The sequence below is a fragment of the Patulibacter minatonensis DSM 18081 genome, assembly GCF_000519325.1.
Classification (GTDB): domain Bacteria; phylum Actinomycetota; class Thermoleophilia; order Solirubrobacterales; family Solirubrobacteraceae; genus Patulibacter; species Patulibacter minatonensis.
The window spans coordinates 3,984,749-4,009,758 of sequence record NZ_KI912613.1 but is presented as its reverse complement, the minus strand read 5'-3'; the positions used below and the strand labels follow the sequence as shown (position 1 = coordinate 4,009,758).

Below are 25,010 nucleotides of genomic sequence, written 5' to 3'. Positions count from 1 at the left end.
GCGGCGGCGCGGCGGACACGCCGCCGTGCGCCGGTGCGCGTAGGTTTGGCGACGATGTCCGCCCCCTACTCGCGCAACCCGCTCCTGCGCCGGACCGGCACCTACCCGTTCCAGCGCCTGACGGAGGCCCGCAACGCGGCCGCGCGCCTGCACCCCGAACGGCCCCTCGTCGACCTCGGTGCGGGCGAGCCCCGCGAGCCGACCCCGGAGCTCATCCGCCGGGCGATGATCGAGGCGGTCGGGGCGGAGACCGTGTCGGCCTACCCGCAGTCCGTCGGCATCCCGGAGCTGCGGACCGCGGTCGCGACGTGGATCGCCGGCCGCTACGGCGTGACGCTCGACCCGGACCGCCACGTCCTGCCGACGCTCGGCTCGAAGGAGCTCGTCTTCACCCTCGCCCAGGTGCTGGTCGACGTGCCCGGCGGTCGCGACCTCGTCGGGGTGCCCCAGCCGGCCTACCCGGTGTACGAGCGTGGTGCCCGGTTCGCCGGCGCGGACGTCCTCGAGCTGCCGCTCCGCGCCGACGCGGGCTTCCTCCCCGACCTCGAGGCGATCACCTCCGACCAGTGGTCCCGTCTGGCGCTCCTCTGGGTCAACTACCCGAACAACCCGACGGCGGCCGTCGCGTCCCGGGACTGGTACCGCGCCGCGGCCGACCGGTGCCGCGAGCACGGCGTCGTCCTGGCCAGCGACGAGGCCTACAGCGAGCTGTGGTTCACGGGCGACGCCCCGGACTCCGCGCTCCAGGTCGGGACCGACGGCGACGACCTCACCGGCGTGCTGACGGTGAACACCCTCTCGAAGCGCTCCTCGATGCCCGGGTACCGCTCGGGCTTCGTGGCGGGCGACGCGGACCTGATCGCGGCCCTGAAGGCCTTCCGCCCCAGCGTCGGTGTCGCCCCGCAGCGGTTCGTCCAGCACGCCGCGGTGGCGGCCTGGGGCGACGAGGCCCACGTCGACGCCGTCCGGGAGCGCTACCGCGAGAAGCTCGCCGTCCTCCAGCCGGGCCTCGACGCCCTGGGCCTGCAGAACGCCGGCGGCCCCGCGTCCTTCTTCCGCTGGCTCGCCCTCCCCGAGGACTGGGCGTCAGCCCCGTGGGCCCGCGAGGCCCTGGCAGCGCCCCCGACCGCGCACCTCCTCGAGATCCTCACGGACCGCAAGCCGCCCGGCGGGACGGCCGGCCCGGGAAGTGCCGCCTACGCCGCGGCCCTTCTCCACGCCGGCGTGGTCGCCGCCCCGGGTGCGTTCTTCGGGCCGGCGGGCGAGGGCTACGTCCGCGTCGCCCTGGTCCCCACGATGGTCGACTGCGCCGAGGCCGCCCGACGCCTGCAGGCGCTCGCCGCACGCTGAACCGGTCCGGACTATCGGCGCCTGTCGGCATCCGACGTCGCCAAACCCTCGCCGCGCGCCGACCCGATCCGGACGATCGGCACCCGGCCGGCGGGCAGGGCGTGTCCGAGTGGCGCCGCGGTCGCACGAGCGGCATGGAGTGGTTGCGGATCACCACGCGATCCGTGCCGATTTCGTGACGGCGGCCGAGCCGTGTCCTTCCCCAGCAACTATTCCTGGAACTCGCGATCGCGAGACTCAGGAATGACGCACAAGCAGGTCATGGTGTTCCGGAACGACGACCGCCCCACTTCCGACGACGACGCGGCTTCCGACGACGACGCGGCTTCGGACGACGACGCCGCTACCGGCAGAGACCCCGCCTCCGACGGTGGGGCCTCGATCGACGGCGACGCCGCTACCGACGGCGAGGTCGCCGTGGGGTGCCGTGGCCCCGCCTCGGACGACGACTGCCCGGGCGTCGACGACGGCTCCCCGGTCGACCACGGCTGTCCCGCGATCAACGACGGCAGCCCCACCTGCGACGGTGGTCCACGGGCGTCCGACGATGAGGGGGAGGTCGTGGAGGACGACCTGGTGCCCGGCGGGTGGGAGGCGTGGGACGTGTCCGCGCTGCCGCCACGACCGCGGAGGGATCCGCTGGTGGGGTTCGACCACGAACGACCGGACCGGATGCTCGCCCGGGCGGCGTCCCTGATGCTCGTGACCTGGCGGCTCGACCGCGGGATGCGTCAGCACGAGGCGGCCGCGGCGCTCGGGGTGCAGCAGGCGTGGATCTCGCGGATCGAGCGCGAGCGGGCGCGCGTGTCCATCGACCTGCTCGCGCGGATCGCGGGCGTGACCGGGAGCTCCCTGACGTTGCGGATCGACACGCCGGACGCCGGCTATCCCGTGCGACGCGCGTTCACGAGCGGACGGTCCGGGCTCGCCGGACTGCAGCTCGAGGTCCTCGGGCCCGAGGAGCGCCGGGTTCGTCCGCGGGCGCGCCGTGCCGCCGCGGCGGGCGACCGGCCGATCCCGGAGTCGCTCCGGCGGCCGATCCCGGACCCGCCCGATCGCGGCGACGTCGCCTGATCGGCGAGCGGCGTCGGGCCGGACCGATCTCGTAGGCTCCGCCGGGTGACCGATCAGCAGCAGCACGACGGGGCCTTCGGCCTGGGCCTGGCGACGATCTCCGAGGTCGACGGGAGGACGCTCGACGTCTTCTTCCCGAAGCCCGTCCTCGGTCTCGACGCCGAGGCGATCGCCGCGACCGGGCACGCCGGGGCCACCGGCACGAGCGAGGTCTCGTTCGCCCGCGCGACGACCGCCGGCAGCGGTGGGCTCGCCGCCTCGATCGGCTCGGACGCCGCCCGTGCAACGCGGACGATCGCCGTCGCCACCGTCATCGAGGACCTCTCCACCGCACCGGTCGACGCGGCCGACGTCTACCTGCGGCTGCACCTGCTGTCGCACCGGCTGGTGCGCCCGCACGGGCTGTCGCTCGACGGCATGTTCGGCCTGCTGACGAACGTCGTCTGGACCTCGCAGGGCCCGTGCGCCGTGGAGGGCTTCGAGGACACCCGGCTGCGCCTGCGGGCCGAGGGCCGCCCCGTCGCCGTCACGTCGATCGACAAGTTCCCGCGGATGACGGACTACGTCGTCCCCAGCGGCGTCCGCATCGGCGACGCCGACCGCGTGCGCCTCGGCGCCCACCTCGCCGAGGGCACCACGGTGATGCACGAGGGCTTCGTGAACTTCAACGCCGGCACGCTCGGCGCGTCGATGGTCGAGGGCCGGATCTCCGGCGGCGTCGTCGTCGGGGACGGCAGCGACGTCGGCGGCGGCGCCTCGATCATGGGCACGCTCTCGGGCGGCGGCACCGAGGTCATCTCGATCGGCGAGGGCTGCCTCCTGGGCGCCAACGCCGGCATCGGCATCTCCCTCGGCGACGGCTGCGTCGTCGAGGCCGGGCTCTACATCACGGGTGGCACCGTCGTGGGGCTCCCCGACGGCGCCACGGTCAAGGCCAAGGAGCTGTCGGGCAAGGACGGCCTGCTGTTCCGTCGAGACTCGCAGACCGGCGCCGTCGTGGCGCTCGAGCGCTCGGGGTCCTGGGGCAGCCTCAACGCCCAGCTGCACGCCAACGACTGACGTCACGCCGAGGGCGGGACGCATCCCCGGGGAGTGCCCCGCGACCGCGAGGGACCCGCTCCCGGGGCGCGGACCCGGCCGGTGTCGACCGTCTCGTCAGTCCAGGTCGCGCAGGGCGGTCACGAGCTCGTCGGACGCCTCCGCCGCGTAGACCGGGACGGCCCATCCGGTGAGGTCGACGTGGAGGTCGTCGGCGACGTCGACGGTCAGCTCGCCGCCGTCGAGCCGCACCACGACCGACTCGTGGTCGGCGTCGCCCGCACCGCTGCCGCCGCCGTCGAGGACGTAGGCGACCGCGGCGCCGGACGCCCCGGTGCCCGAGGACATCGTCTCCCCCACGCCGCGCTCGAAGATCCGGGCGCGGATCACGCCGGGCTCGAGCTCGACGAACCAGGAGACGTTCGTGCGCTGCGGGAACAGCGGGTGGTGCTCGATCGCCGGCCCGATCGCCGGCAGGTCGAGCGCCTCGATGGTCTCGAGGTCGGCGACGCGGATCGAGCACTGCGGGTTGCCGATCTTCACGTGCTGGTAGGTCCAGCGCCGCGGCGGGCCGTCCGCACCCGACGGGTGCAGCGACTCGGCGGCGTCGAGCGTGCCGCGACCGTCCTCGGCGCCCGTGTGGTCGTCGCTGCGCGTGCGGGCGCGGCCCATGTCGACCCGGCACGTGGTCTCGGAGAGGATCGTGGGGCGGATCTCGCCCGCGACCGTGGTGATCGAGAACTGGTCGCGGTCGGTCCAGCCGCGACGGCGGAGGTACATGATCGCCTCGCGCGCGCCGTTGCCCGACAGCTCGGCCTCGGAGCCGTCCGGGTTGAAGATGCGCAGCGCGGCGACGGTGCCGGGCTCCGTCGGCGGCGACAGCTCGAGCACGCCGTCGGCGCCGGGCCCGAGGTGCGGGTCGCAGAGCAGGCGGGCGCGCGCGGTGCTCAGCGGCACCGGCAGCAGGTCGCGCTCCACCACGAGGTAGTCGTTGCCGAGGGCCTGCCACTTCTCGAACCGCATCGGCGGGAGTCTAGGGACGGGCCCCGGCGACCACCCGTGGCGCAGGGACCGCCGGGCGCGACGACGTGGCGCGCGGGGAGCGCGTCATCCGGTCACCAACGGCGCCACGATGCGCGACGCGACCGCGTCGATGTCCGGATCGGCGGTCAGGTCGAGCACCTCGACGCCCGGGAGCTTGCGCATCCACGTCAGCTGGCGCTTGACGTACCGCCGCGTGTCCCGGCGCATCCGGTCCTCGTCGTCCTCCAGGAGCGGCTCGAAGCCGTGGGCCTTGCGCGCGGTGGCCGAGGCCCCCGCCGCGTCGGCCGCGCGGACCTCGTCGGCGGCTCCGGCGGCGAGCATCGCGTCGATGCGCAGGTCGATGCGGGTGCGGAGCTCGTCGCGGTCCCGCACGAGACCCACCAGGCGGGTCGGGTGGCGCGTCTCGTCGGTCCACAGGGCGCTCGGACCCTCGGGCGGCCGGAGCTCACCGATCTCGTGCAGCTCGAGCGTGCGCACCAGTCGCGAGCGGTCACGCGGAGCGATGCCCGCGGCCGCCCACGGCGCGACGGCGGCCAGGCGAGCGTGCAGCGCCTCCGGACCGTCCTGGTCGAGGTCCCGCTCGAGCCGCTCCCGGACCTCGGGGGGCGCCGGCGGCCGCATCCGGAGCGCGGTGAGCGCCGCGCGCAGGTACAGGCCGGTCCCCCCGACGACCACCGGCGTCCGGCCGGCCTCCAGGGCCGCGTCGATCTCGGCGTGCGCCAGCTCCGCGAAGCGTCCCGCGGAGCACGTCTCGTCGACCGGGAGCACCGCGACGAGGCGATGCTCGAGCTCGTGCTGGTCGAGGGCGTCGCGGGCGCCGGTGAGCGTCTCGATCCCGCGGTAGACCTGCATCGCGTCGGCCGAGATCGCGACCGGATCGTGCCCCGCGGCGCGGAGCGCGCGGCCCACGGCGACGGCCACGGCGGTCTTCCCCACGGCGGTCGGGCCGAAGAGCGCGATGACGGAGGGGCGGGCCACCGCCGTGAGTATGGTGGCTCGATGCCCGTCGTCGTCGGATCCGGCTTCTCCCCCGCGCCCGCTGCCGGCGCGGCGGCCGCCGACGCCGCCCACGACGCCCTGGCCGGCCTGGACGGTGCCGCGTGCGACCTGGCGATCGTCTTCGTCGCCGGCGATCTCGTGACCGAGACGTCCGAGGCGCTGCGGGTCGTGCACGAGATCCTGGCGCCCGGGGACGTGGTCGGCACCACCGCGGGCGGGCTCCTGGCGGGCGGGCAGGAGCACGAGCAGGGCGACGGCGTCGCGGTCTGGGCGATCGCCCTGGGCGACGGGCGGGCGGAGGTCTTCGAGCTCCACGCGACGGAGGTCGACGAGGGGATCGCGCTCAGCGGGCTGCCGGCCGTGGAGATCGGCGTGACGTCGGCGATGGTGCTCCTCGCCGACGCGTCGAAGCTGCCGCTCGAGGCCACGCTGCAGGCGTTCGAGGAGCACCTGCCGGGCGTGCCCGTGATCGGCGGCGTGCCGTCGCTCGTCCCGCCCGACGGACGGCCGCTGCTGCGCGGGTCGGGCTCGAGCTCCGCCGCGGCCGTCGGCGTCCGCTTCGAGGGCATCGAGGTGCTCCCGCTCGTCTCGCAGGGCGCCCGGCCGATCGGCCCCGAGCTGACCGTGACCGCCGGCGAGGGCGCGGTGATCCACCAGCTGGCGGGCCGGCCGGCCATCGACGTGCTGCGCGACACCGTCGAGGCGCTCGGCGACGACGACCGCGAGCAGATCCAGCACGGGCTGCTGCTCGGTCTCGTCGTACAGCCCGGCCAGCCGGAGTACGGCACCGGAGACTTCATCGTCCGCGGGCTCGCGGGCGCCGACCCGGAGACCGGAGCGGTCGTCGTCGGGGCGCCGGTGTCGGTCGGGCAGGTCGCGCGGCTCCATGTCCGCGACCCGACGACCGCGACCCGCGACCTCGAGGACGCCCTGGCGCTGCGCCGCGCGGCGGTCGGTGGCGGGAGCATCGCCGGGGCGCTCGCGTTCACGTGCAACGGCCGGGGCCGCGAGATGTTCGGTCACGACCACCACGACGCCGACGCCATCCAGCGCGAGATCGGCCCCCTGCCGCTCGTGGGGATGATCTCGGCCGGGGAGATCGGGCCGGTCGGCGGCCGCCCGTTCGTGCACGGGTTCACCGCCACCGTCGCGGTCTTCCTCGCCTGACCGGATCGTCGGAATCGATCATCTAGGGTCCGCGCATGCACCTCAGCGGCTCGACGGTCCTCCTCACCGGCGCCACCGGCGGCCTCGGCGCCGCGATCGCGCGGGCGCTCCACGCCCGCGGGGCGTCGCTCGTCCTGACCGGGCGCCGGACCGCGGTCCTCGAGCCGCTGGCCGCCGAGCTGGGGGCCCTCGCCGTCGCCGCGGACCTCTCGCTCGCCGAGGACGTCCAGCGGCTCGCCGACGACCACGGCACGGTCGACGCTGTCGTCCACAACGCCGCGCTGCCGGCCAGCGGACCGCTGGAGGGCTACGAGCTCGCCGACCTCGACCGCGCGCTCCAGGTCAACCTGCGCGCGCCGATCGCCCTGACGCGGCTGCTGTTGCCCGCGATGCGGCGCCGGGGCAGCGGCCACCACGTCTACGTCAGCTCGATGTCGGCGAAGGTGCCGACGGCGGACGCCAGCCTCTACGCCGCGACGAAGCTCGGACTGCGCGGCTTCGCCCAGGGCCTGCGGCCGGAGCTCGCGCCGCACGGCATCGGCGTGAGCGCCGTGTTCCCCGGCTTCGTCCGCGACGCCGGGATGTTCGCCGACACCGGCGTGACGCTCCCCGCCGGCGTCGGCACCAGCTCGCCCGAGCAGGTCGCCGCCGGGGTGGTCCGCGCGATCGAGCGCGACCGCGGCGAGATCGACGTCGCCCCGATCGGCGTCAAGGCGTCGGGCGTCCTCAACGGCATGTTCCCGGGGCTGCCGGCGAAGGTCGCCGCGAAGATCGAGGGTGGGCGCGTCGGCGCGGAGATGGCCGAGGCGCAGCGCGTCAAGCGTTGAGGGCCGACAGGAGCGACATCTCGCCGGACAGGGTCTGCGAGGTCGCCCCGGTGATCTCGACCGGCACCGTCGTGCCGGGATCGCCGAAGCCGGTGAAGTTCACGACCTTGTTGTGGCTCGTGCGGCCGCGCAGCCGGTCGGGGTCGGTGCGCGACGGACCCTCGATGAGGACGTCGAGCGTCCGGCCGACGAAGCGGCGCGTCCGCTCCCGCGCGCCCCGTTGCACGGCCTCGACCAGGCGCTCCATGCGCTCGACCTTCACGGGGTGCGGGACGAGGCCCTCGGTCATCTCGGCGGCCTCGGTGCCGCGTCGCGCCGAGAACACGAACGTGAAGGCGCTGTCGAAGCCGACCTGTTCGACGACGTCGAGGGTGTCCTGGAAGTCCTGCTCCGTCTCCCCCGGGAACCCGACGATGATGTCGGTGGAGAGCGCGATGTCCGGGCACTGCTCGCGGATCATCGCCACGCGGTCGAGGAAGCGCTGCTGATCGTACGTGCGGCGCATGCGCTTGAGGATCGACGTCGACCCCGACTGCAGTGGCAGGTGGATGTGCTGGCAGACCTCGGGCAGCGTGGCGTGCACCGCGACGACGTCCTCGCGGATGTCCTTCGGGTGCGGCGAGGTGTAGCGCACGCGCTCGATGCCGGGGACGGCCGCGACCGCGGTCAGCAGCTCGGCGAACGTCCGGGGCCGCGGGCGGCTGGCGGCGAGCTCCCCGTCGGCCGGCACGGCGGCGTCCAGGGCGGCGATGCGGCCCGTCGGGCGCTTGGCGGCCTCGTGGAACGGGACCAGCGCCTCGGGCAGCGGGTCCGTCGTGCGGAGGTCGCGGCCGTAGGCGTTGACGTTCTGGCCGAGCAGCGTGACCTCGCGGACGCCGTCGGCGGCGAGACGCTCGACCTCGGACACCAGCTGCTCGAACGGCCGCGAGGACTCCCGCCCACGGGTCGACGGCACGATGCAGTAGGAGCACTTCAGGTTGCAGCCGACGGCGATCTGGACCCACGCCTGGAAGTCGCGGTCGCGCTTGGTCGGCAGGTGCGCCGGGAAACCCTCGAACTCGAAGTACCCCTGGGCGGTCAGCGAGTCGGAGGTCAGGAACTCGGCGAGCCGGTTGATCTGGCCGGGTCCGAACGCGACGTCGACGAACGGGAAGCGCGCGAAGACCTCGTCCTTGACCGACTGCGCCCAGCATCCGCCGACGCCGATCACGACCTCGGGACGCTCGCGCTTCATCCGCTTCGCGTGCCCCAGGTGGGCGACGAACCGCGAATCGGCGGACTCCCGGATCGAGCAGGTGTTGAAGAGGATGAGGTCGGCCTCGTCGGCGACCGGGGCCTCGTCGTACCCGAGGGACTCGAGCATGCCCTTCATGCGCTCGGAGTCGTGCTCGTTCATCTGGCACCCGAACGTCGTGACGTGGTACCGCTTGGTGCTCGTGAGGGTGCTCATGGAAGACCACGGAGGGTAGCGCGGGTTCAGGGCTCCGCCCGCTCGGCGCACCGCCGCTCGTACGTCCGGACGGCGGCGTAGGCGGTCTCGAGCGCGTAGCCCTTCGTCGCGAGCATCCGCAGCGCCTTCTGCCGCCCGCGGTCGCCGTCGGGTGCCGCGCCCCGGAGCCGCTGCTCGAGGGCCTCCACCGCGAGCACGTCCTCGTCGTCCTTCAGCGGGTCGTCGGCGAGCGCGGCGTCGATCAGCGCGGCGTCGATCCCGGTCTTCCGCAGGCCCTGCTCGATCCGCAGCGATCCCCAGCCCTCGAGCCGCCGCTTGTCCTCCACGAACCGCTCGGCGTACCGGGCGTCGTCGAGGTAGCCGACCTCGACGAGCTCCGCGATCGCGCCCTGCACCGACGTGGCGTCGATCGACTTCTTCTCCAGGTGCCCGCGGACCTCGGCGATCGTCCGGTCGCGCTTGGACAGGTGCCGGTAGGCGAGCGTGATCGCGTGCTGCAGGCGCTCCTCGGCCGTCAGCAGGCGCTTCGGCTTGCCGTCCGCCGGATCCTCGGACGAGAAGAGCGAGGACGGCTCGAGCGGCGGGGCGCCGGCCAGGTCGTCGGGGCCCCCGCCGGCCGGGCGGCCGTGGGCGTCGGACGTCGCGTCCTCCGGTCGGGGTGCCGCGCCGTCCGCCGACGGGCCCGTCCCCGCGGTCGCCCCGGGATCGATCCGGTTCGCCGCGGCCGCGGCGGCCGCGACGGCAAGCGCGACCGCCCCGGCTGCTCCTGCGTCGGCCCGGGAGCTCCTAGGCGTGCGCCGTTCGGCGCGGTCCGCCAGGCGGTCGCCCCGGCTCGCCGCCGCGGCCGGGACGACCGGGGCCCAGTCGTCGCCGGTGTCGGCGACGGGCGGCGGCACAGGGGCCTCCCAGTCCCCGCCGAGGTCCTCGAGCGACCCCTGACGGCCGGTGGCCAGGTCGGGGAGCGCGGAGGCGTCGCCGGGAGCGTCGGGGTCGTCGACGGCCGCGGGGGTGCGGTCGCCCGTGTCCCTCGTGAGGTCGGGGAGCGCCGCGTCGTCGACCGACAGGTCGGCGCCGTCGACCTCCGCGAAGAGGTCCTCGAGCGGCTCGTCCGTGCCCCGCCCGCCGGGGTCGTGGTGGTCGGAGGTCATCGTCCCGCGTCGGCCGGTTCCCGCGGCCATGGGCCCGCAGGACCGGTCGACGCCGGCCGTCACGCGATGGCGGCGGCGGGCTCCTCGGCCTGCTTCGCCTTGGCGGCGGCCTCGGCGGTGGCGGCGGCCTTGATGCCGGCGGCGGACGGCGGCTCGGCACCCGGGGCGGCGAGACCGAGCTTCTCGTAGATGCGGCGCTCGATCTCCTTCGCGATCTCGACGTTCGCGTCGAGGTGCGCCTTTGCGTTCGTGCGGCCCTGCGCCAGGCGCTCGCCGTCGAACGAGAAGAACGAGCCCGACTTCTGCACGACCCCGTGCTCGATGCCCAGATCGATCAGGCAGCCCGAGGTGGAGATGCCCTTGCCGAACTCGATGTCGAACTCGGCCTGCTTGAACGGCGGCGCGACCTTGTTCTTGACGACCTTGACGCGCACGCGGTTGGCGACCGCGTCGGTGCCGTCCTTGATCGTCTCGATGCGACGGATGTCGAGGCGCTGCGAGCTGTAGAACTTCAGCGCGCGACCACCCGGCTGGGTCTCCGGCGAGCCGAACATCACGCCGACCTTCTCGCGGATCTGGTTCGTGAAGATGCAGAGCGTGTTGGTGCGGTTCAGGTTGCCGGTGAGCTTGCGCATCGCCTGGCTCATCATCCGCGCCTGCAGGCCGACCGTCTGGTCGCCCATCTGGCCCTCGAGCTCGGCCCGGGGCGTCAGCGCCGCCACGGAGTCGAGCGCCACGACGTCGACGGCGCCGGAGCGGACGAGCATGTCCGCGATCTCGAGCGCCTGCTCGCCGTAGTCGGGCTGCGACACGAGCAGCTCGTCGATGTCGAGGCCGATCTTCTGGGCGTAGATCGGGTCCATCGCGTGCTCGACGTCGATGAACGCGCAGACGCCGCCCTTCTTCTGGGCCTCCGCGAGGATGTGGTAGACGAGCGTCGTCTTGCCGGAGGACTCCGGGCCGAAGATCTCGATCACGCGGCCACGGGGCACGCCGCCGACGCCGAGCGCGATGTCGAGGGACAGCGCGCCGGTCGGCACGACGTCGACCCGGGAGTGCGCGCCCTCCTCGCCCATGCGCATCACGGTGCCCTTGCCGTACTGCCGTTCGATCTGCTGCAGGGCTCCCTGCAGCGCGGCGTCACGGGCCTTCGCCGTCGCCTCTGTCTCCTTGGCGGCCATGTCCTTACACCTCAACGTCGATAGCGGAAAACCATTGTCCGCTGGGGTGCGGACGGAACCGAACCGTACGCATGTTCGTATGGCGGGAACAGGGCCGGATCGTGCCGAAACACCGCCAGGACGGGCACGGAACGAACGCGTGTTCCCACGAGGGGCGGCCCGGGCCCGTCGCCCGCCCGCCCGCTACGCCGGGTCGGACTCGCCGGCCAGCAGGCGCCGCGTCATGTGCAGCGCCGCGGTCGTCGTCATGTCGCGCACGCGGCCGCGGTCGCCGGGCAGCTTCAGGTGCCGGGTGAGCGTCCCGCCGCCGGACGACACGGCGACGAAGACGGTGCCGACCGGCTTCTGCTCGGTCCCGCCCCCCGGTCCGGCGATGCCGGTCGTCGAGATCGCGACGTCCGTCCCCAGGCGCTCGCGGGCGCCCGCGGCCATCGCCGCGGCGACCTCGGCCGACACCGCGCCGTGGGCCTCCAGGAGCGCCGGGTCCACGCCGAGGGCCGCGACCTTCACGGCGTTCGAGTACGAGACGATCCCGCCCTCGACGACGTCGGAGGAGCCCGCCCAGCCCGTCAGGCGACCCGCGAGGAGCCCGCCGGTGCACGACTCGGCGGTCGAGACCGTCCAGCCGCGGTCGCGGAGGCCGTCGAGGACCAGCTCGTCGACGGTCCGGCCGTCGGGCGAGAACAGCACGTCGCCGTGCCGGTCGGCGACGAACGCCTCGAAGGCGAGGCCGGCGGCCTCCTGCTCCGGCGACCAGCGGCTCACGACCTCGAGCTCGCCGCGGCGCATGCAGGTGGTGATCTCGAAGTCGTCGACCGCGATCCCGGACTCCCGGGCGTCCCGCAGGGTGCGCGCGAGCTCGGACTCCGGGATCCCGAACAGCCGCAGCGTCGACTCGTGCAGCTCGGTGGCGCCGGCGATCGCGGCCCGCAGCCCCGGGGACCCCTCGGCCGTCGCCCACATCGGCTGGAGCTCCGGCGGCGGTCCGGGCAGCACCACGACGGTCGGCGTCGGCGGGCGGTCGGGGTCGTCGTCGGTCGGCGGGACGACGAGCCCGGGCGCCGTGCCGACGGGCTCCAGGATCTCCGCACCCTCGGGGACGAGCGCCTGCTTGCGGTTCGCCTCGCGGACGGCGTCCTGGCTGATGCCCTTCCAGCGCCGGGACATCGGCTCGATGATCTTCCAGATCCGGCCCTCGAGCTCGGGGTCCAGCGCGATCGGCCGCGCCGCGAACTCGCCGACGACCTGCGCGGTGAGGTCGTCCTCCGTCGGCCCGAGGCCGCCGGAGGTGACGACGAGCTCGAGGCCCTGGTCCCGGGTGTGCTCGAGCGCGGCGCGGAGGTCCTCCGGGCGGTCGCCCACGACCGTCGTCGACACGTGCTGCACGCCGAGCGCACCGAGCCGCTGGGCGAGCCACGGGCCGTTGGCGTCGGAGACCCAGCCGCCGAGGACCTCGGTGCCGGTGACGATCACCGCTGCGCGAGGGAGGCTCACGACGAGCAGCTCGGCTTCCGCGACCCGGTCAGCCGGGTGACCTTGCGCTTGACGATCCTGTACGAGATCACGTTGCGGCTGTCGGCCGGGACCCGCAGGCGCCTGGACCCGTCGAACACGCGCGCCCCGGCCGTCGTCACGAGCAGGAACTCGCGCGAGTTGACGACCTTCGTCCGCCGGCGCGCGGCGAGCTCCGGCTCGTTCAGGACCGTCCTGCCTGACGCGTCCTTGACGCAGACCGACGCCGACTCGGTGGAGGGCGCCTGGATCCGCAGGCGGACCAGGCGCTTCTTCCGGCGGGCCTCCGCCCGGTCGGCCGCGGCCTGGTCGGACGCGCGCTGCGGCTGACGCTCGGCCGTGGTCGTGGCGGCGGGCGGCGTCGGCTCCTTCTCGTTCTTGCTGAGCTCGAGGACCGCGTAGATCGCGCCGGCGACGACGATCAGGAGGACGAGGATCGGGATCAGGTTGGTGCGCTTCTGCGGACCGAACGCCCCGCCGCCACCGGCTCGCCGGCCGCCACCGCGTCGCCCGCGCTGGGTCCCGCCGTTCTGCGCGCCGCCGACCTCGTAGGGCTCGTGGCGGAACTTGTACTCCTCGACGAGCAGCTTGGCGTCGAGTCCCAGGGCCTCCGCGTAGGTGCGCAGGAAGCTCTTCACGAACGTCGTGCCCGGGAGCAGGCTCCACTCCTCGTTCTCGAGGGCACGGAGGTACTTGGCGCGGATCTTGGTCCGCGATTCGACCTCCGCGATGTCGATGCCGGCGCGCATGCGGGCCTCGCGCAGGGTGACGCCGATCTCTGGCATTGACCGGGAAGGCTATCGGCCGCGCGCGGACGGGCGGCGCGGGGGGACGGACGGCGACCGCGGGGCGGCGGCGGACGCCCCGTCCCGGGGGTGCGCGACGGGGGTCACTCGCCCCCGGAACCCAGCACGGCGTGGTCGCCGGTCCGGTCGTCGGAGGTGTCGCCCGCCGGCGGCGCGTGGGGAGGGATGGGATCCCCGCCCGCCCCCGCGTCGGCCCCGGCGCCGGCCGCCTTGCCCCGGATCTGTGCGAGGACGCGCGGCAGGTCCATGGGCTGGACGAGCACCTGTCGGGACTTGCTGCCCTCGAACCCGGAGATGATCCCTCGGCGCTCCATCATGTCCACGAGGCGACCGGCGCGGGTGTACCCGACGCGCAGCCGGCGCTGGAGGCCCGACGTCGACGCGGCGCCCATCTCGACGACCATCTCGACGGCGTCGGCGAGCAGCGGATCGGCGTCCGCGTCGTTGGGGTCCTCCTCGGCGGCCTCCTCGGGGGCCTCGTCCTCCACGGCCTGGAGGAGGTCCTCCCGGATCTCGGGTTCGCCCTGCTTCGCCCAGTGCTCGGTCAGCGCGGCGATCTCGGCCTCGTCGATGTACGCGCCCTGGATGCGGGTGAGCTTCGACGACCCGACCGGGTTGAAGAGCATGTCGCCGCGGCCGAGCAGCGACTCGGCACCGTTCTGGTCGAGGATGACGCGCGAGTCGGTCTGCGACGACACGGAGAACGCGATCCGGGACGGCACGTTCGCCTTGATCATCCCGGTGATGACGTCCACGCGCGGGGACTGCGTCGCCAGCACGAGGTGGATGCCGACGGCACGGGCCTTCTGCGCGATGCGGATGATCGCGTCCTCCACGTCGGCCGGTGCGACCATCATGAGGTCGGCGAGCTCGTCGATGACGCACAGGATGTACGGCAGCGGCTCGTCGCCGTCGTCGACCCGGACCTTGTTCAGCTCGATCAGCGAGCGGGTCTTCTTGACGCTCATGATCCCGTAGCGCCACTCCATCTCGCGCACGAGGTTCTGGAGCGCGTTGGCCGCCATCTTCGGGCTCGTGATGACCGGCGTCAGCAGGTGCGGGATCGCCTCGTAGTGGTTCAGCTCGACCTGCTTGGGGTCGACGAGGACCAGACGCACGTCGTCCGGGGTGGCGTGCAACAGGATCGACGAGAGCATCGCGTTGACGCAGCCCGACTTGCCGGCGCCGGTGGTGCCCGCGACGAGCATGTGCGGCATCTTCGCCAGGTCGGCGTAGATCGGGGCTCCGGAGACGTCCTTGCCGAGCCAGACCGTGAGCGGGGACGCGTCCTCAGGCGGGTCGCCGTAGACGTCGCCGAGGTGGACGATGCGGCGCCGCGCGTTCGGGACCTCGACGCCGACGGCGGTCTTCCCCGGGACCGGCGCGAGGATGCGGATGTCCGTGGCGGCCAGCGCGTAGGCGAGGTCGTCCTTCAGCTGGGCGACCTTCGACATCTTGATGCCGGGCGCGAGCTTCAGCTCGTAGCGGGTGATGTGCGGGCCGGCGATCGTGCCGATGACCTTCGCCTCGACCTTGAAGTGGGCGAGCGCCTCGATCAGGGCGTGCGCGGTCTCCGCCTGGCCGGCGGTGTCGGGGCGCAGCTGGTCGCTGGTGGAGACCTTCAGGAGCTCGGGGTCGGGGAGGACGTAGCCCTCCTCGGGCGCGTCGAGCTCGCCCGCCATCGGCTGGCGGGACCGCAGCTCGGCGAGCGTCGGGCGGGGCGCCACGGGGGCGTCGTCGTCCGCGTCGGTGCCGTCGGACTCCTCCGTGCGCGGGGCCGGGACGACGTGCGGGACCTCGTCCTCCTGGGCGTCCGACCGCTCGTCGGCGACGCGGAGGTGCCGCGGGGTGCCGCCCGCGGCGGAGCGCCGGGGGCCGGCCCGCGGCGGGACGACGACCGTCGGCTCGTCGTCGAGGTCCTGCGTGTCCGCCGTGGCGTCGCCCGTGGGCGTGCCGAGGTCGAGCCGCACCTCGCCCTCCTCGCCGAAGAGGTCGGGGTAGCGCAGGGCGCCGTCCAGCTCGGGACCGGCGGCGTCGGGGCGGCGCGGCCCGCGGGAGGCCCGCACGTCCTCGCCACGGGACGCCTGGACCTGCTCGCCGCGGGAGGCCGCGATGTCGCCGTCGGAGTCCGGCGGCGCGGCCCGACCGCGACGGGGAGGCAGCGGCGGGAACTCGGGTGCGGCGTCCTCGTCGGCCCCGGGCAGGCCGACGGGTGCCGGCCCCTCGCCGGTCGCCTGCTTCGCCTTCTTCGGGGGCGTCGGACGCGGCGTGCCGTCGTCCTTCCCGCGACCGTCGGCCTCGGCGCGCCGACGCGGGCGGACCGGGATCTCGAGGACGTCGTCGTCGCGCCCTGCGTCCCACCGCTCGTCGTCGACGCGGCGGAAGGCCGTCGTCGTCTGCCGCAGGCCCTCCCCCGTGCGGGCGACGATCGACGCGACGGACGCGCCCGTCAGGAGCAGGGCGCCGGCCAGCGCCATCGTCACCGCGACCACGTGCGCGCCGATGGCACCCAGGAGGCTCGAGATGCCCCAGTACATGGCGTCCCCGACGAGGCCGCCGCGCGGTCGGACGACGTCGGCGCTCCACAGCTCGCCGCGCCCGGCGCCGCCGCCGAGCCCGAACGTGCCCGACGCGAGGAGCAGCTCGATCGCGAGGACGAGGAGCACGCCGCCGAAGCGGAACGGGCGCAGTGCGGGCAGCAGCGGTCGGAGGATCAGGAGGATGCCGGTCGCGGCCACGATCGGCGGGGTCAGGTACGCGACCTGCCCGAAGAGGCTGCGCAGGCCACCGACGAGGCCGTCGCCGATCGCGCCGCCCCAGGAGCCCAGGTACATCAGGAAGACGAGGAAGACCGCCAGCGCCAGGAGCGACAGGCCGATCTGGTCGAACTGGCGCTGCGAGAGCGGCCCGCGCTGCGCGGGCGCCCCGGCGGCGGTCCGTTGCCCGACCGCCTTGCCGCGACCGGTCTGGCCGCCGCGCGGGGCGGGCTTCTTCGGTGCGCCCTTGGCCCCCGCCCGCGGACGGGAGGGCGGCTTCGCGCCGGACGCGTTGCGGGCAGGGGTGCGAGGACGGCTGCTCATGCTCACCCACGTGGTTCGCCCCGGGCCCCGGCGATCCTCCCCCGGTGGGCCGGACGGCCGCACGTTGCGGGAAAAACGCGCGTCCGACCGCAGAACACCTCGCCGCAACGCATAACCGTGTGGCAATATGGACCGCATGAGCGCCTACGCCGCCCTGGCCGAGCCTCACCGCCGGCGGATCCTCGACCTGCTCCGCGACGGCGAGCGACCCGCCGGCGACCTCGTCGAGCGCCTCGACCTGAGCCAGCCGGGTGTGTCCAAGCACCTGCGGGTCCTGCGCGAGGCCGGCCTCGTCAACGTGCGGACCGACGGCCGGCGGCGGCTCTACTCCCTGCGCCCGGACCCCCTCGTCGAGGTCGACCAATGGATCGCGCCGTACCGCGTGTACTGGTCGAATCGCCTCGACGCCCTCGAACGACACCTGGAGGAGCACCCATGAGCGACGGATCCGTCGAGCCCGACGGCACCCTGGAGACCATCGACGGCCGGCCGGCGCTGCGCTTCGAGCGCACGCTCCCCCACCCGATCGAGCGCGTGTGGCGGGCGGTCAGCGTCCCCGCGGAACTCGGGCAGTGGTTCCCGGCGGCCGCAGAGTGGACGCCGGCCGCCGGCGAGACGCTCGAGGCCTTCGGGATGTCCGGCGAGGTCCTCGTGGCCGATGCCCCGGAGCGCCTGGAGTGGACGTTCGCCGGGGAGCGCTATGCGTTCGAGCTGACCGTCGTCGAGGGCGGCTGCCGGCTCGTCTTCACGCACGTCTTCGGCGAGGGCACCCCGATCGCGCAGACGGCGACGGGCTGGCACGCGTACGTGTCGCGCCTCGGCCCGCTGCTCGACGGCGAGCCGCGGTCGGAGGAGGAGGCACACGCGACGTGGGAGGCCGACCACGAGCGGTACGCGGCGGCCCTCGGGGTCGACCCTGCGCCGGGTCGCGCGTTCATCGCGGCGCACCGGGCGCGACAGGGCTGAGCCCGACGGGGCGTCCCAGCGCCGCGTCGGCGTCGTCCGGTCGGGCGCGAATCGGGCGCCGGACGAGCGTGCGAGGACCGCGGCGTCCCCCGGAGAACCGCCCCGGAACGTCGACACTGCCCGTGGCGCCTGGGACCATGCTCGGCATGGTCCCGCCGCTCGCGTCCTCCGACGGTCTCATCGGCATCGTCGTCGCGATCGCCCTGATGGTGTTCCTGGTCGGCTTCGTCTGGAGGACGTCTGGACCGGGGGCGAACCGCCGACGCCGCGGCGACGGGTGGTCCAGCGGCTCCGGGTTCGTCGGCGGAACGGGCGACGGCGGTGGCCACCACCACCACGGCGGTGACGGCGGCTGGGGCGGCGGCGGCGACGGCGGAGGCTGGGGTGGCGGCGACGGCGGTGGCGGAGGCGACGGCGGAGGAGGCGGCGGCTGATCCCCGCCGCGCGACTCGCGCGCTGCCGCCTACGTCCTACCGCGTGTAGGCCGCCGGCACCCCACCGTCGACGTTCAGGATGTTGCCCGTCGACTTGCCCGACCGCGCCTCGGAGGCGAAGTGCAGCGTCGACTGGGCGATGTCCTCCGGGAGGATCAGGACCTTCAGCGTGTTGCGCTGGCGGTAGTGCTCCTCGAGCTCCGCGGGGTCCAGGCCGTAGTTCGCGGCCCGCTCCTCGCGCCAGTTGCCCTGCCAGATCTTCGAGCCGCGCAGGACGGCGTCCGGGTTGACCGTGTTGACGCGGATCCCGTCGGCGCCGCCCTCCTCGGCGAGGCAGCGGGCGAGGTGCAGCTCGGCGGCCTTCGCCGTCGAGTACGCCGAGGCGTTCTTCCCGGCGACCAGGGCGTTCTTCGAGGAGATGAAGACGATCGAGCCGCCCGTCCCCTGCTCGCGCATGATCCGGAACGCCTCCTTCGACACGAGGAAGTAGCCGGTGCCGAGGATGCGGTGGTTGCGCTCCCACTCCTCGAGCGTCGTGTCCTCGATCGCGGAGCTCGACGCGATCCCGGCGTTGCTGACGAGGATGTCGACGCCGCCGAACGCCCGGACGGCCTCGAGGTACGCGTCGGCGACCGACTGCTCGGACGTCACGTCGCCGCCGATGCCGATCCCGAGCGGGCCGGCGGCCTCGGACGCACCGTCGGCGTCGAGGTCGAAGCCGGCGATCACCGCGCCCGCGGCGGACAGCTCGGCCGAGATCGCGCGGCCGATGCCGCCGCCCGCGCCGGTCACGAACGCGACCTTGCCCTGCAGCTCGCCGGGCGCCGGGGCCAGCGAGAGCTTGTAGAGCTCGAGCGGCCAGTACTCGACGGCGAAGCTCTCGTCGGCGGTCAGCGAGACGAACTCGTCGACGGCGTCGGCGCCGGCCATCACCTCGATCGCCCGGTGGTAGAGGTCGCGCGACAGCGACGCGCCCTTCGGGGTCGGGGCGACGCCGACGAGCCCGACGTGCTGGATCAGGACGACGCGCGGGTCGGGGTCGGAGATCGGGACGGCTCCGGCCTCGGTGCCCGGCATGCGGACGTCCGGGTTCTCGGCGTTCGCCGCGTGGTAGGCGGCGTACTGCTCGCGGTAGGCGGCCGCGCGTTCGACGACGCGCTCCTTCAGCACCGACGCGTCCTCCGTCGACGGGTCGAACGGCACCCACATCGGCAGCATCTTCGTGTGGACCAGGTGGTCAGGGCACGCAGCACCGACCGTCACGAGCTCGGGGGCGCGGACGCTCGTGACGAACTCGAGCGCCGGGGCCGACCGGTCGACGAGCAGCACCTTCGACCGCTCGCTGGAGACCGCGCCGCGCAGCGACGGCAGGACGACGTCGAGGACGGCCTGACGGCCGGCGTCGTCGAGCGCCGAGGCCTCGGGGGCGACGCCGCCGAAGCGCACGGCCCCGGCGGCCTTCTCGTTCATGAAGGCCGCGCCCTCGTTGATGATCGAGATCGTCCGGCGGTAGGTGTCCTCCGCCGTGTCGCCCCAGACCACGAGGCCGTGCTTGCCCAGGACGACGAGCTCGGCGGCCGGGTGGTCGCGGACGGCCTCGCCGATCTGCTTGGCGAGCGTGAAGCCCGGGCGGATGTACGGGACCCAGATCGCGCGGTCGCCGAAGCACTCCGCGATCAAGGCCTCGCCGTTCTTCGCGCCCGCGATGACGTTGATGCCGTCGGGGTGCGTGTGGTGGACGTGGTCGGCGGGGATGAACGCGTGCAGCAGCGTCTCGATCGAGCCGCGGGGCATCGCCGGGTCGAGCATCGAGCGCCCGACGTAGGCCACCATCTCCTCGTCGGGCATCTCCGGGCGGTCCATGAGCGGCAGCAGGTCGTCGAGCTTCAGGCCGGTGAAGTTCGCCTCGGTCATCGTCGCCAGATCGGAGCCCGACCCCTTGATCCACATGGCGCGGACCTCGCGGCCGGTGTGGTCCGTCGCGGTGCCCTTCGCGGACGTGTTGCCGCCGCCGATGTTCGCGACCGCGCGGTTCGCGCCGAGGAGGTGCGAGGCGAGCACGACCTGCCCGAGCGGGTCGGTCGGGACCTCGGCGGCGTCCGCCGGCCAGAGGTCCTCGGCCAGGGAGACGAGGTGCGGGGTGGTGGTGCTCATCGGTGGTCCTCGTGCTGCGCGGGGCAGGTCGTGGTGACGGAAGTGGTGGTGCGGGCGCTCATCGGGGTGGGCGGCGCGAGATCCAGGGGACGGGGCCGACGCGGCCCCGCCGCGGCTGCGGCGCTCATCGGCCCCATCCCCCCGCGACGCCGGCGGCCCTGCCGCGCGCGTCGACGATCCTCTGGGGGTAGCCGCCCGAACGCAGGGCCGCGACGGGATCCGCGGCTGCACCCTTCGCCTCGCGCACGCTCGCGGTCAGCGGGCGGACGTCGGTGGCGAATGCGTCGGTCAGCAGGCCGTGCGCGCGGTTGACGTCGCCGGCGGCCTGGGCCTCCGCGAGCGCGGCGCGATCGACCAGGAGCGCCTTCGCGTAGCTGTCCTGGATGTTCAGGACGGACCGCAGGATCGCCTCGACCTTCGTCTCGACGTTGTGGCCCTGGTCGATCGAGATGCGGGGCAGCTGCGGCAGGGCCGTCAGCTCGGTGAAGATCGAGAACAGCGCGAACGGGTTGACGGACCCGGTGATGAGGTCGTCGTCGCCGTAGCGCCGGTCGTTGGTGTGGAAGCCGCCGAGCAGGCCGTAGCTCGCGAGGATCGCGACGATCTGCTCGATGTTCACGCCGTGGGCGTGGTGGCCGAGGTCGACGAGGACCTGCGCGCGCTCGCCGATCTCGCGGCAGAGCAGGGCGGCGGAGCCCCAGTCGGCGAGGTCGGTCGCGTAGAACGCCGGTTCGTAGAGCTTGTACTCGACGAGCAGGGCGAGCGCGGGGTGGGCGGGATCCCCATCAATGGACCCGGTGGCGGCGTGCAGCTCCTGCAGCGCCTCGCGCATGCGGTGACGGCGGGCGAGCAGATCGTCCTGGCCGACGTAGTTCGTCCCGTCGGCGAACCACAGCGACAGCGCGTCGGAGCCGGTCGCGTGGGCGATCTGCCCGCACTCGAGCAGGTGGTCGGTCGCCTTGCGGCGGATCCCGGCGTCGGGGTTCGTGATCGAGCCGAGCTTGTAGTCGACGTCCTGGAACAGGTTCGGGTTGATCGTGCCGACGGTCAGGCCGCGGTCGGTGATCTCGCGGCCGAGCTGCGCGTAGTCGTCGACGGCGTCCCACGGGATGTGGAGCGCCACGCGGGACGACGCGCCGGAGAGCCGCTGGACCTCGGCGGCGTCGTCGAGGCGCTCGAGCACGGTGCGCGGGCGACCGTCCTGGAGGAACGTCGCGAAGCGCGTGCCGGAGTCCCCGAAGCCCCACGACGGGACCTCGACGACGAGCTCGGACAGGCGCGCACGGACGGCCGCGACGTCGACCCCCTGGTCGGTCAGCTTCGCGGCGAGGTGCTCGTAGTCGGTGCTCATGGGGCTCTTCGGTCCTCGGTTCTCGGGGGTCATGCGGAAGGGGTGGGTGTCGCGGCCCGGGCGGGCGGGGCGAGGTCCGCGACCCGGAGGAAGCGGCGGTACAGGTCGTCGGCCGCGGCGCGGTCGCCGGCGGGCTCGTACGCGCGGGGCGCGGCGGACGCGGCGGCGACGGCGCGCAGCTCTGCGAGCGAGCCGACCTCGCCGGCGGCGCGGAGCTGCACGAGCACGTTGCCCATGCCGGTGCCCTCGACCGGGCCGGTCAGGACGGTGCGCCCGGTGACGTCGGCGGTGAGGCGGCAGAGGAGCTCGTTGCGCACGCCGCCGCCGACCACGTGGATCGTGCGGATCGTGCGGCCGGAGACCGCCTCGAGCTGCTCGAGCACCCAGCGGTACCGGCAGGCCAGCGAGACGAGGATCGTGCGGACGGTCTCCCCCTTCGTCGACGGCGGCGCCTGGTCGCTGCGGCGGCAGTGCTCGGCGATCAGTGCCGGCAGGTCGTCGGGCGCGAGGAACGCGGGGTCGTCGATGTCGAGGACGGCGACGTCGGGGTCGGCCTCCCCCGCCAGGTGCTGGAGCTCCGCGGCGTGGATGCCCCACGCGCGGGAGAGCTCCTGCTCGAGCCAGAGGCCCATGACGTTCTTCAGGAGGCGGATCGTGCCGTCGACGCCGCGCTCGTTCGTGAGGTTCGCGTCGCGTGCGGCGTCGGTGAGGACGGGCGCGTCGAGCTCGAGTCCGAGGAGCGACCACGTGCCGCTCGACAGGATCGCCGCGTCGTCGCCGGTGACCGGAGCGGCGGCGAAGGCCGAGGCCGTGTCGTGCGAGCCGACCGCGTGGACCGCGGCGTCGCCGAGGCCGAGCGCCGGGCGCAGGCGGCCGATGGTCGTGCCGGCCTCGACCGTGGGGCCGAAGAGGTCCGCGGGCAGCCCGAGCCGGTCGATCAGGTCGTCGGACCACGTCCCGGTGCGCGCGTCGAGCAGTCCGGTCGACGACGCGTTGGTGGTCTCGTTGACGAGGTCGCCGCCGAGCCAGTGCGCGAGCAGGTCCGGGATCAGCGCGATCCGGTCCGCGGCACCGATCGCCGCGGAGCCGCGCTCGGCCTCGAGCTGGAAGACGGTGTTGATCGGCATCGTCTGGATGCCGGCGACCGCGTACTGGTCCGCGCGGGAGACCCGGGCGAAGCTCCGCTCCGTCGCGCCGTCGGTGCGGTGGTCCCGGTAGTGGAACGGCAGGCCGAGCAGGCGGCCCTCGGCGTCCAGCAGGCCGTAGTCGACGGCCCAGGTGTCGACGCCGACGCCGACGAGTGGTCCGTCGGCCGCGATGGCCCGCAGCCCCTCGACCGCCTGGGCGTAGAGCCCGAGGAGGTCCCAGTGCCGGCCGTCGGGCAGGTCGACCGGGCGGTTCGGGAACCGGGCGGCCTCGGTCAGGCTCACGCGCTCGCCGTCGAACCGCCCGGCGAGGACGCGGCCGCTGGAGGCGCCGAAGTCGATCGCGCCGTAGACGTGCGCGCTAGGCAAGGTGGAACACCTCGTCGAGCCGCAAGAGCCCGGTGTCCGGTCGTGCGCCCTCCGGCAGCGTCATGAACTCCGCCATCTCGGCCTGCCACCGGGCGTTGACGTCGGTGGCCTGCATCGCGGCCTCGATCGACGCGAAGTCGTCGCACTCGAGGTAGCCGACGAGCAGGCCGTCGGGGCGCAGGAAGAGCGAGTAGTTGCGGTAGCCCGAAGCGGTGAGCGCGTCGAGCATCTCGGGCCACACCGCAGCGTGGCGCGCCTGGTACTCCTCGAGCCGCTCCGGCTTGACCTGGAGCAGGAAGCAGACGCGCTCCATCAGCGACCGCCGCCCCGGACGTCAGGACGGTGGGCGACGAAGCGGTCGTTCGACGAGGCGCCGAGGCGCGACCCCCGGGCCGCGGCGTCCCGGCCGACGACCACGAGCTCGAGGTCCAGGAGGCGCGCGACCGCCTCGATGTCCTGGATCCGGTGGCCGACGCCGAGCGCGACGTGGTGGGTCGGGCCCTCGGCGGACCAGGCCTCGAGGAACGAGACGGGGTCGAGGTCGAAGCGCAGGCGCGAGTTCGTGTTGCCGATCCGGAACGTCGGTCCCGGGATCGACGCGCCCTCGGCGGCGATGAGCTTCAGGCGGCCGTCGGCGGTCTGCGTGCAGCCGAGGATCGTCACGTCACCGTGGCGGACCTGCAGCTCGACGGAGAGCCCGCCGCCGCGCTTGCCGTGGAAGACGTTCAGCGACCGCAGGACCGGCTGCTCCTGCGCGATGGCGATGTGGCCCGGACCGTCGTGGCCCATGAGGACGAAGTCCTCGTCCATGTCGAGCCCGTAGTACTCGGTGTAGGACCCGCCGGCGCCGAGCCGGTCGAGGATCAGCTGTGCGAGGTTCGTCTTGATGTCGGCCTCGCCCGCCGTCGGGATGCCCCGGGCGGTGAGCAGCGAGTTCCCGACGATCACGCCGGCGCCGAGGCGCTCCTGCGGGTTGTCGTCCAGGCCGCGGTAGTAGTAGGTCAGCGCGTCGAGCTCGAAGTCCTCCGCCAGCGCGTCGAGGCCGACGGCCACGCGGGCGGACCACGCGAGCTGGTCGTCGGTGATCGGCCCGGCGATCGGGTCGTCCGACGGGTCCGCGAACGCGAAGTGCTCGCGGATCTCGGCGGTCTTCGCGGCGACCTGCTCGGCGGTCGCGGCGTCGGTGCGGACCTGCAGGTCGTCGATCTCCAGGACCTCGACGTGCGCGCCGACCTGGCCGTGGAACATCGTGAAGTCCGAGTACATGTCGAGCATGCCCGCGTAGGCGTGCCCCATGAAGCCGATGCGCGCGCGCTTGAGCGACCGGGCGACGCCGGCGGCGCGGACCCAGGCCCCGATCCGCGACCAGGCGCGCTCGTCGTCCTGGATCGTGCCCGCGACGGTGTCGTACGGGATCCCGGAGCGCGTGAACGCCCCGGCGATCTCGGGGACGGAGCAGGCGGCGCAGTTGGCGAGCCACTCCCCCGTGTCGACGTGCTCGTAGTCCAGGGTCCGGGTCGGCTGCAGGCCGAGCAGGACGACGGGAACCTTCGCGGCCTGCACGGCCGCGAGCACCGTCGCCGACGTCGCGTAGGTGACGACGTGGCAGAGGATGAGGTCGACCTGCTCGCGGGCGAACAGGTCGCCGGCGACGCGGGCCTTCTGCGGCGTGTCGACGAGGCCGGCCGAGACGACAGCCCCACCCAGCGCGGCCACCTGCCGCTCGACGTCGGCCTGGTAGCCCCTGCAGCGGTCCTCGAGACCCTCGAACTGGTCCCAGTACGCCTCGAGGCCGATGCCGAAGACGCCGATGCGGCCGGTCGCGCGTGCGGACGGGCGTGCATCGGTGTCGGCGGGGGCGGTGCTCGGGGTGTGGGAGGTGGTGCTCATGCGGTCCTGGTGCTCGGTGTGGTGC

At 74.0% G+C, this 25,010-nt stretch carries 21 protein-coding genes; 8 read left to right on the top strand and 13 right to left on the bottom strand.

Going from position 1 to position 25,010, the window contains the following annotated elements; genetic code table 11:
- Positions 1-54: 54 nt before the first annotated feature.
- The 3 genes from PATMI_RS31515 (at position 55) to dapD (ending at position 3,483) form a co-directional block, all read left to right on the top strand.
- Positions 55-1,350: a pyridoxal phosphate-dependent aminotransferase gene (locus tag PATMI_RS31515; RefSeq protein WP_051472020.1), complete on the top strand. Its 1,296-nt coding sequence runs from the start codon at positions 55-57 to the stop codon at positions 1,348-1,350.
- 243 nt (positions 1,351-1,593) lie between these two features.
- Positions 1,594-2,424, top strand: coding sequence for a helix-turn-helix domain-containing protein (locus tag PATMI_RS0118665; RefSeq protein WP_026911979.1), 831 nt, complete (start codon positions 1,594-1,596; stop codon positions 2,422-2,424).
- Between the two features lie 45 nt (positions 2,425-2,469).
- Entirely contained in the window at positions 2,470-3,483 is a 1,014-nt protein-coding gene (gene dapD, locus PATMI_RS0118660; RefSeq protein WP_026911978.1) for a 2,3,4,5-tetrahydropyridine-2,6-dicarboxylate N-succinyltransferase, read from the top strand.
- Between the two features lie 96 nt (positions 3,484-3,579).
- Here dapD and dapF read toward each other — a convergent pair whose 3' ends face one another.
- Both dapF and miaA read right to left on the bottom strand, forming a co-directional pair.
- On the bottom strand, positions 3,580-4,485 hold the full coding sequence (gene dapF, locus PATMI_RS0118655) for a diaminopimelate epimerase (RefSeq protein WP_026911977.1): 906 nt from the start codon (positions 4,483-4,485) through the stop codon (positions 3,580-3,582).
- Between the two features lie 84 nt (positions 4,486-4,569).
- On the bottom strand, positions 4,570-5,484 hold the full coding sequence (gene miaA / locus PATMI_RS0118650; protein WP_157260850.1) for a tRNA (adenosine(37)-N6)-dimethylallyltransferase MiaA: 915 nt from the start codon (positions 5,482-5,484) through the stop codon (positions 4,570-4,572).
- Positions 5,485-5,505: 21 nt separating this feature from the next.
- Between miaA and PATMI_RS31510 the strand changes: the two genes are divergently transcribed.
- On the top strand, positions 5,506-6,672 hold the full coding sequence (locus tag PATMI_RS31510; RefSeq protein ID WP_051472019.1) for an FIST signal transduction protein: 1,167 nt from the start codon (positions 5,506-5,508) through the stop codon (positions 6,670-6,672).
- A gap of 35 nt (positions 6,673-6,707) precedes the next feature.
- Complete coding sequence (locus PATMI_RS0118640) at positions 6,708-7,499, top strand: SDR family NAD(P)-dependent oxidoreductase (RefSeq protein WP_026911975.1); 792 nt, start codon at positions 6,708-6,710, stop codon at positions 7,497-7,499.
- Here PATMI_RS0118640 and PATMI_RS0118635 read toward each other — a convergent pair.
- The 6 genes from PATMI_RS0118635 to PATMI_RS31495 form a co-directional block, all read right to left on the bottom strand.
- Entirely contained in the window at positions 7,489-8,949 is a 1,461-nt protein-coding gene (locus tag PATMI_RS0118635; protein ID WP_026911974.1) for a MiaB/RimO family radical SAM methylthiotransferase, read from the bottom strand. The two genes, PATMI_RS0118640 and PATMI_RS0118635, sit on opposite strands and share 11 nt — an antisense overlap.
- A gap of 26 nt (positions 8,950-8,975) precedes the next feature.
- Complete coding sequence (locus PATMI_RS35035) at positions 8,976-10,097, bottom strand: regulatory protein RecX (RefSeq protein ID WP_157260849.1); 1,122 nt, start codon at positions 10,095-10,097, stop codon at positions 8,976-8,978.
- Between the two features lie 59 nt (positions 10,098-10,156).
- Positions 10,157-11,278, bottom strand: coding sequence for a recombinase RecA (recA, locus tag PATMI_RS0118625; RefSeq protein ID WP_051472017.1), 1,122 nt, complete (start codon positions 11,276-11,278; stop codon positions 10,157-10,159).
- A gap of 183 nt (positions 11,279-11,461) precedes the next feature.
- Positions 11,462-12,772: a competence/damage-inducible protein A gene (locus tag PATMI_RS0118620; RefSeq protein WP_026911972.1), complete on the bottom strand. Its 1,311-nt coding sequence runs from the start codon at positions 12,770-12,772 to the stop codon at positions 11,462-11,464.
- Positions 12,769-13,575: a helix-turn-helix domain-containing protein gene (locus PATMI_RS35030; RefSeq protein ID WP_026911971.1), complete on the bottom strand. Its 807-nt coding sequence runs from the start codon at positions 13,573-13,575 to the stop codon at positions 12,769-12,771. The genes PATMI_RS0118620 and PATMI_RS35030 overlap by 4 nt, the downstream gene beginning before the upstream one ends.
- A gap of 104 nt (positions 13,576-13,679) precedes the next feature.
- Entirely contained in the window at positions 13,680-16,676 is a 2,997-nt protein-coding gene (locus PATMI_RS31495) for a DNA translocase FtsK (protein ID WP_036726106.1), read from the bottom strand.
- Positions 16,677-16,812: 136 nt separating this feature from the next.
- On the opposite strand from PATMI_RS31495, the gene PATMI_RS0118605 reads away from it, so the two are divergent.
- The 3 genes from PATMI_RS0118605 to PATMI_RS37660 all read left to right on the top strand — a co-directional run bounded on the left by PATMI_RS0118605 (position 16,813) and on the right by PATMI_RS37660 (position 18,076).
- Positions 16,813-17,115, top strand: coding sequence for an ArsR/SmtB family transcription factor (locus PATMI_RS0118605; RefSeq protein WP_026911970.1), 303 nt, complete (start codon positions 16,813-16,815; stop codon positions 17,113-17,115).
- Positions 17,112-17,642, top strand: coding sequence for an SRPBCC domain-containing protein (locus PATMI_RS0118600; RefSeq protein ID WP_036726103.1), 531 nt, complete (start codon positions 17,112-17,114; stop codon positions 17,640-17,642). The genes PATMI_RS0118605 and PATMI_RS0118600 overlap by 4 nt, the downstream gene beginning before the upstream one ends.
- A gap of 146 nt (positions 17,643-17,788) precedes the next feature.
- Positions 17,789-18,076, top strand: coding sequence for a hypothetical protein (locus tag PATMI_RS37660; RefSeq protein ID WP_084270071.1), 288 nt, complete (start codon positions 17,789-17,791; stop codon positions 18,074-18,076).
- Between the two features lie 36 nt (positions 18,077-18,112).
- On the opposite strand, the gene rhaD is transcribed toward PATMI_RS37660, so the two are convergent.
- The 5 genes from rhaD to PATMI_RS31485 all read right to left on the bottom strand — a co-directional run bounded on the left by rhaD (position 18,113) and on the right by PATMI_RS31485 (position 24,985).
- Entirely contained in the window at positions 18,113-20,230 is a 2,118-nt protein-coding gene (rhaD, locus tag PATMI_RS0118590) for a bifunctional rhamnulose-1-phosphate aldolase/short-chain dehydrogenase (RefSeq protein ID WP_051472016.1), read from the bottom strand.
- A gap of 124 nt (positions 20,231-20,354) precedes the next feature.
- Positions 20,355-21,581: an apurinic/apyrimidinic endonuclease family protein gene (locus tag PATMI_RS0118585; RefSeq protein WP_051472015.1), complete on the bottom strand. Its 1,227-nt coding sequence runs from the start codon at positions 21,579-21,581 to the stop codon at positions 20,355-20,357.
- Positions 21,582-21,610: 29 nt separating this feature from the next.
- The gene (locus tag PATMI_RS0118580) at positions 21,611-23,095 is read right to left on the bottom strand and encodes a rhamnulokinase (RefSeq protein ID WP_026911966.1); all 1,485 of its coding nucleotides are present in this window, start codon (positions 23,093-23,095) and stop codon (positions 21,611-21,613) included.
- Positions 23,088-23,408, bottom strand: a complete 321-nt coding sequence (locus tag PATMI_RS0118575) for an L-rhamnose mutarotase (RefSeq protein ID WP_026911965.1) — start codon at positions 23,406-23,408, stop codon at positions 23,088-23,090. The genes PATMI_RS0118580 and PATMI_RS0118575 overlap by 8 nt, the downstream gene beginning before the upstream one ends.
- On the bottom strand, positions 23,408-24,985 hold the full coding sequence (locus tag PATMI_RS31485; protein ID WP_084270070.1) for an L-fucose/L-arabinose isomerase family protein: 1,578 nt from the start codon (positions 24,983-24,985) through the stop codon (positions 23,408-23,410). Before PATMI_RS31485 ends, PATMI_RS0118575 begins: the two co-directional genes overlap by 1 nt.
- Positions 24,986-25,010 lie beyond the last annotated feature (25 nt).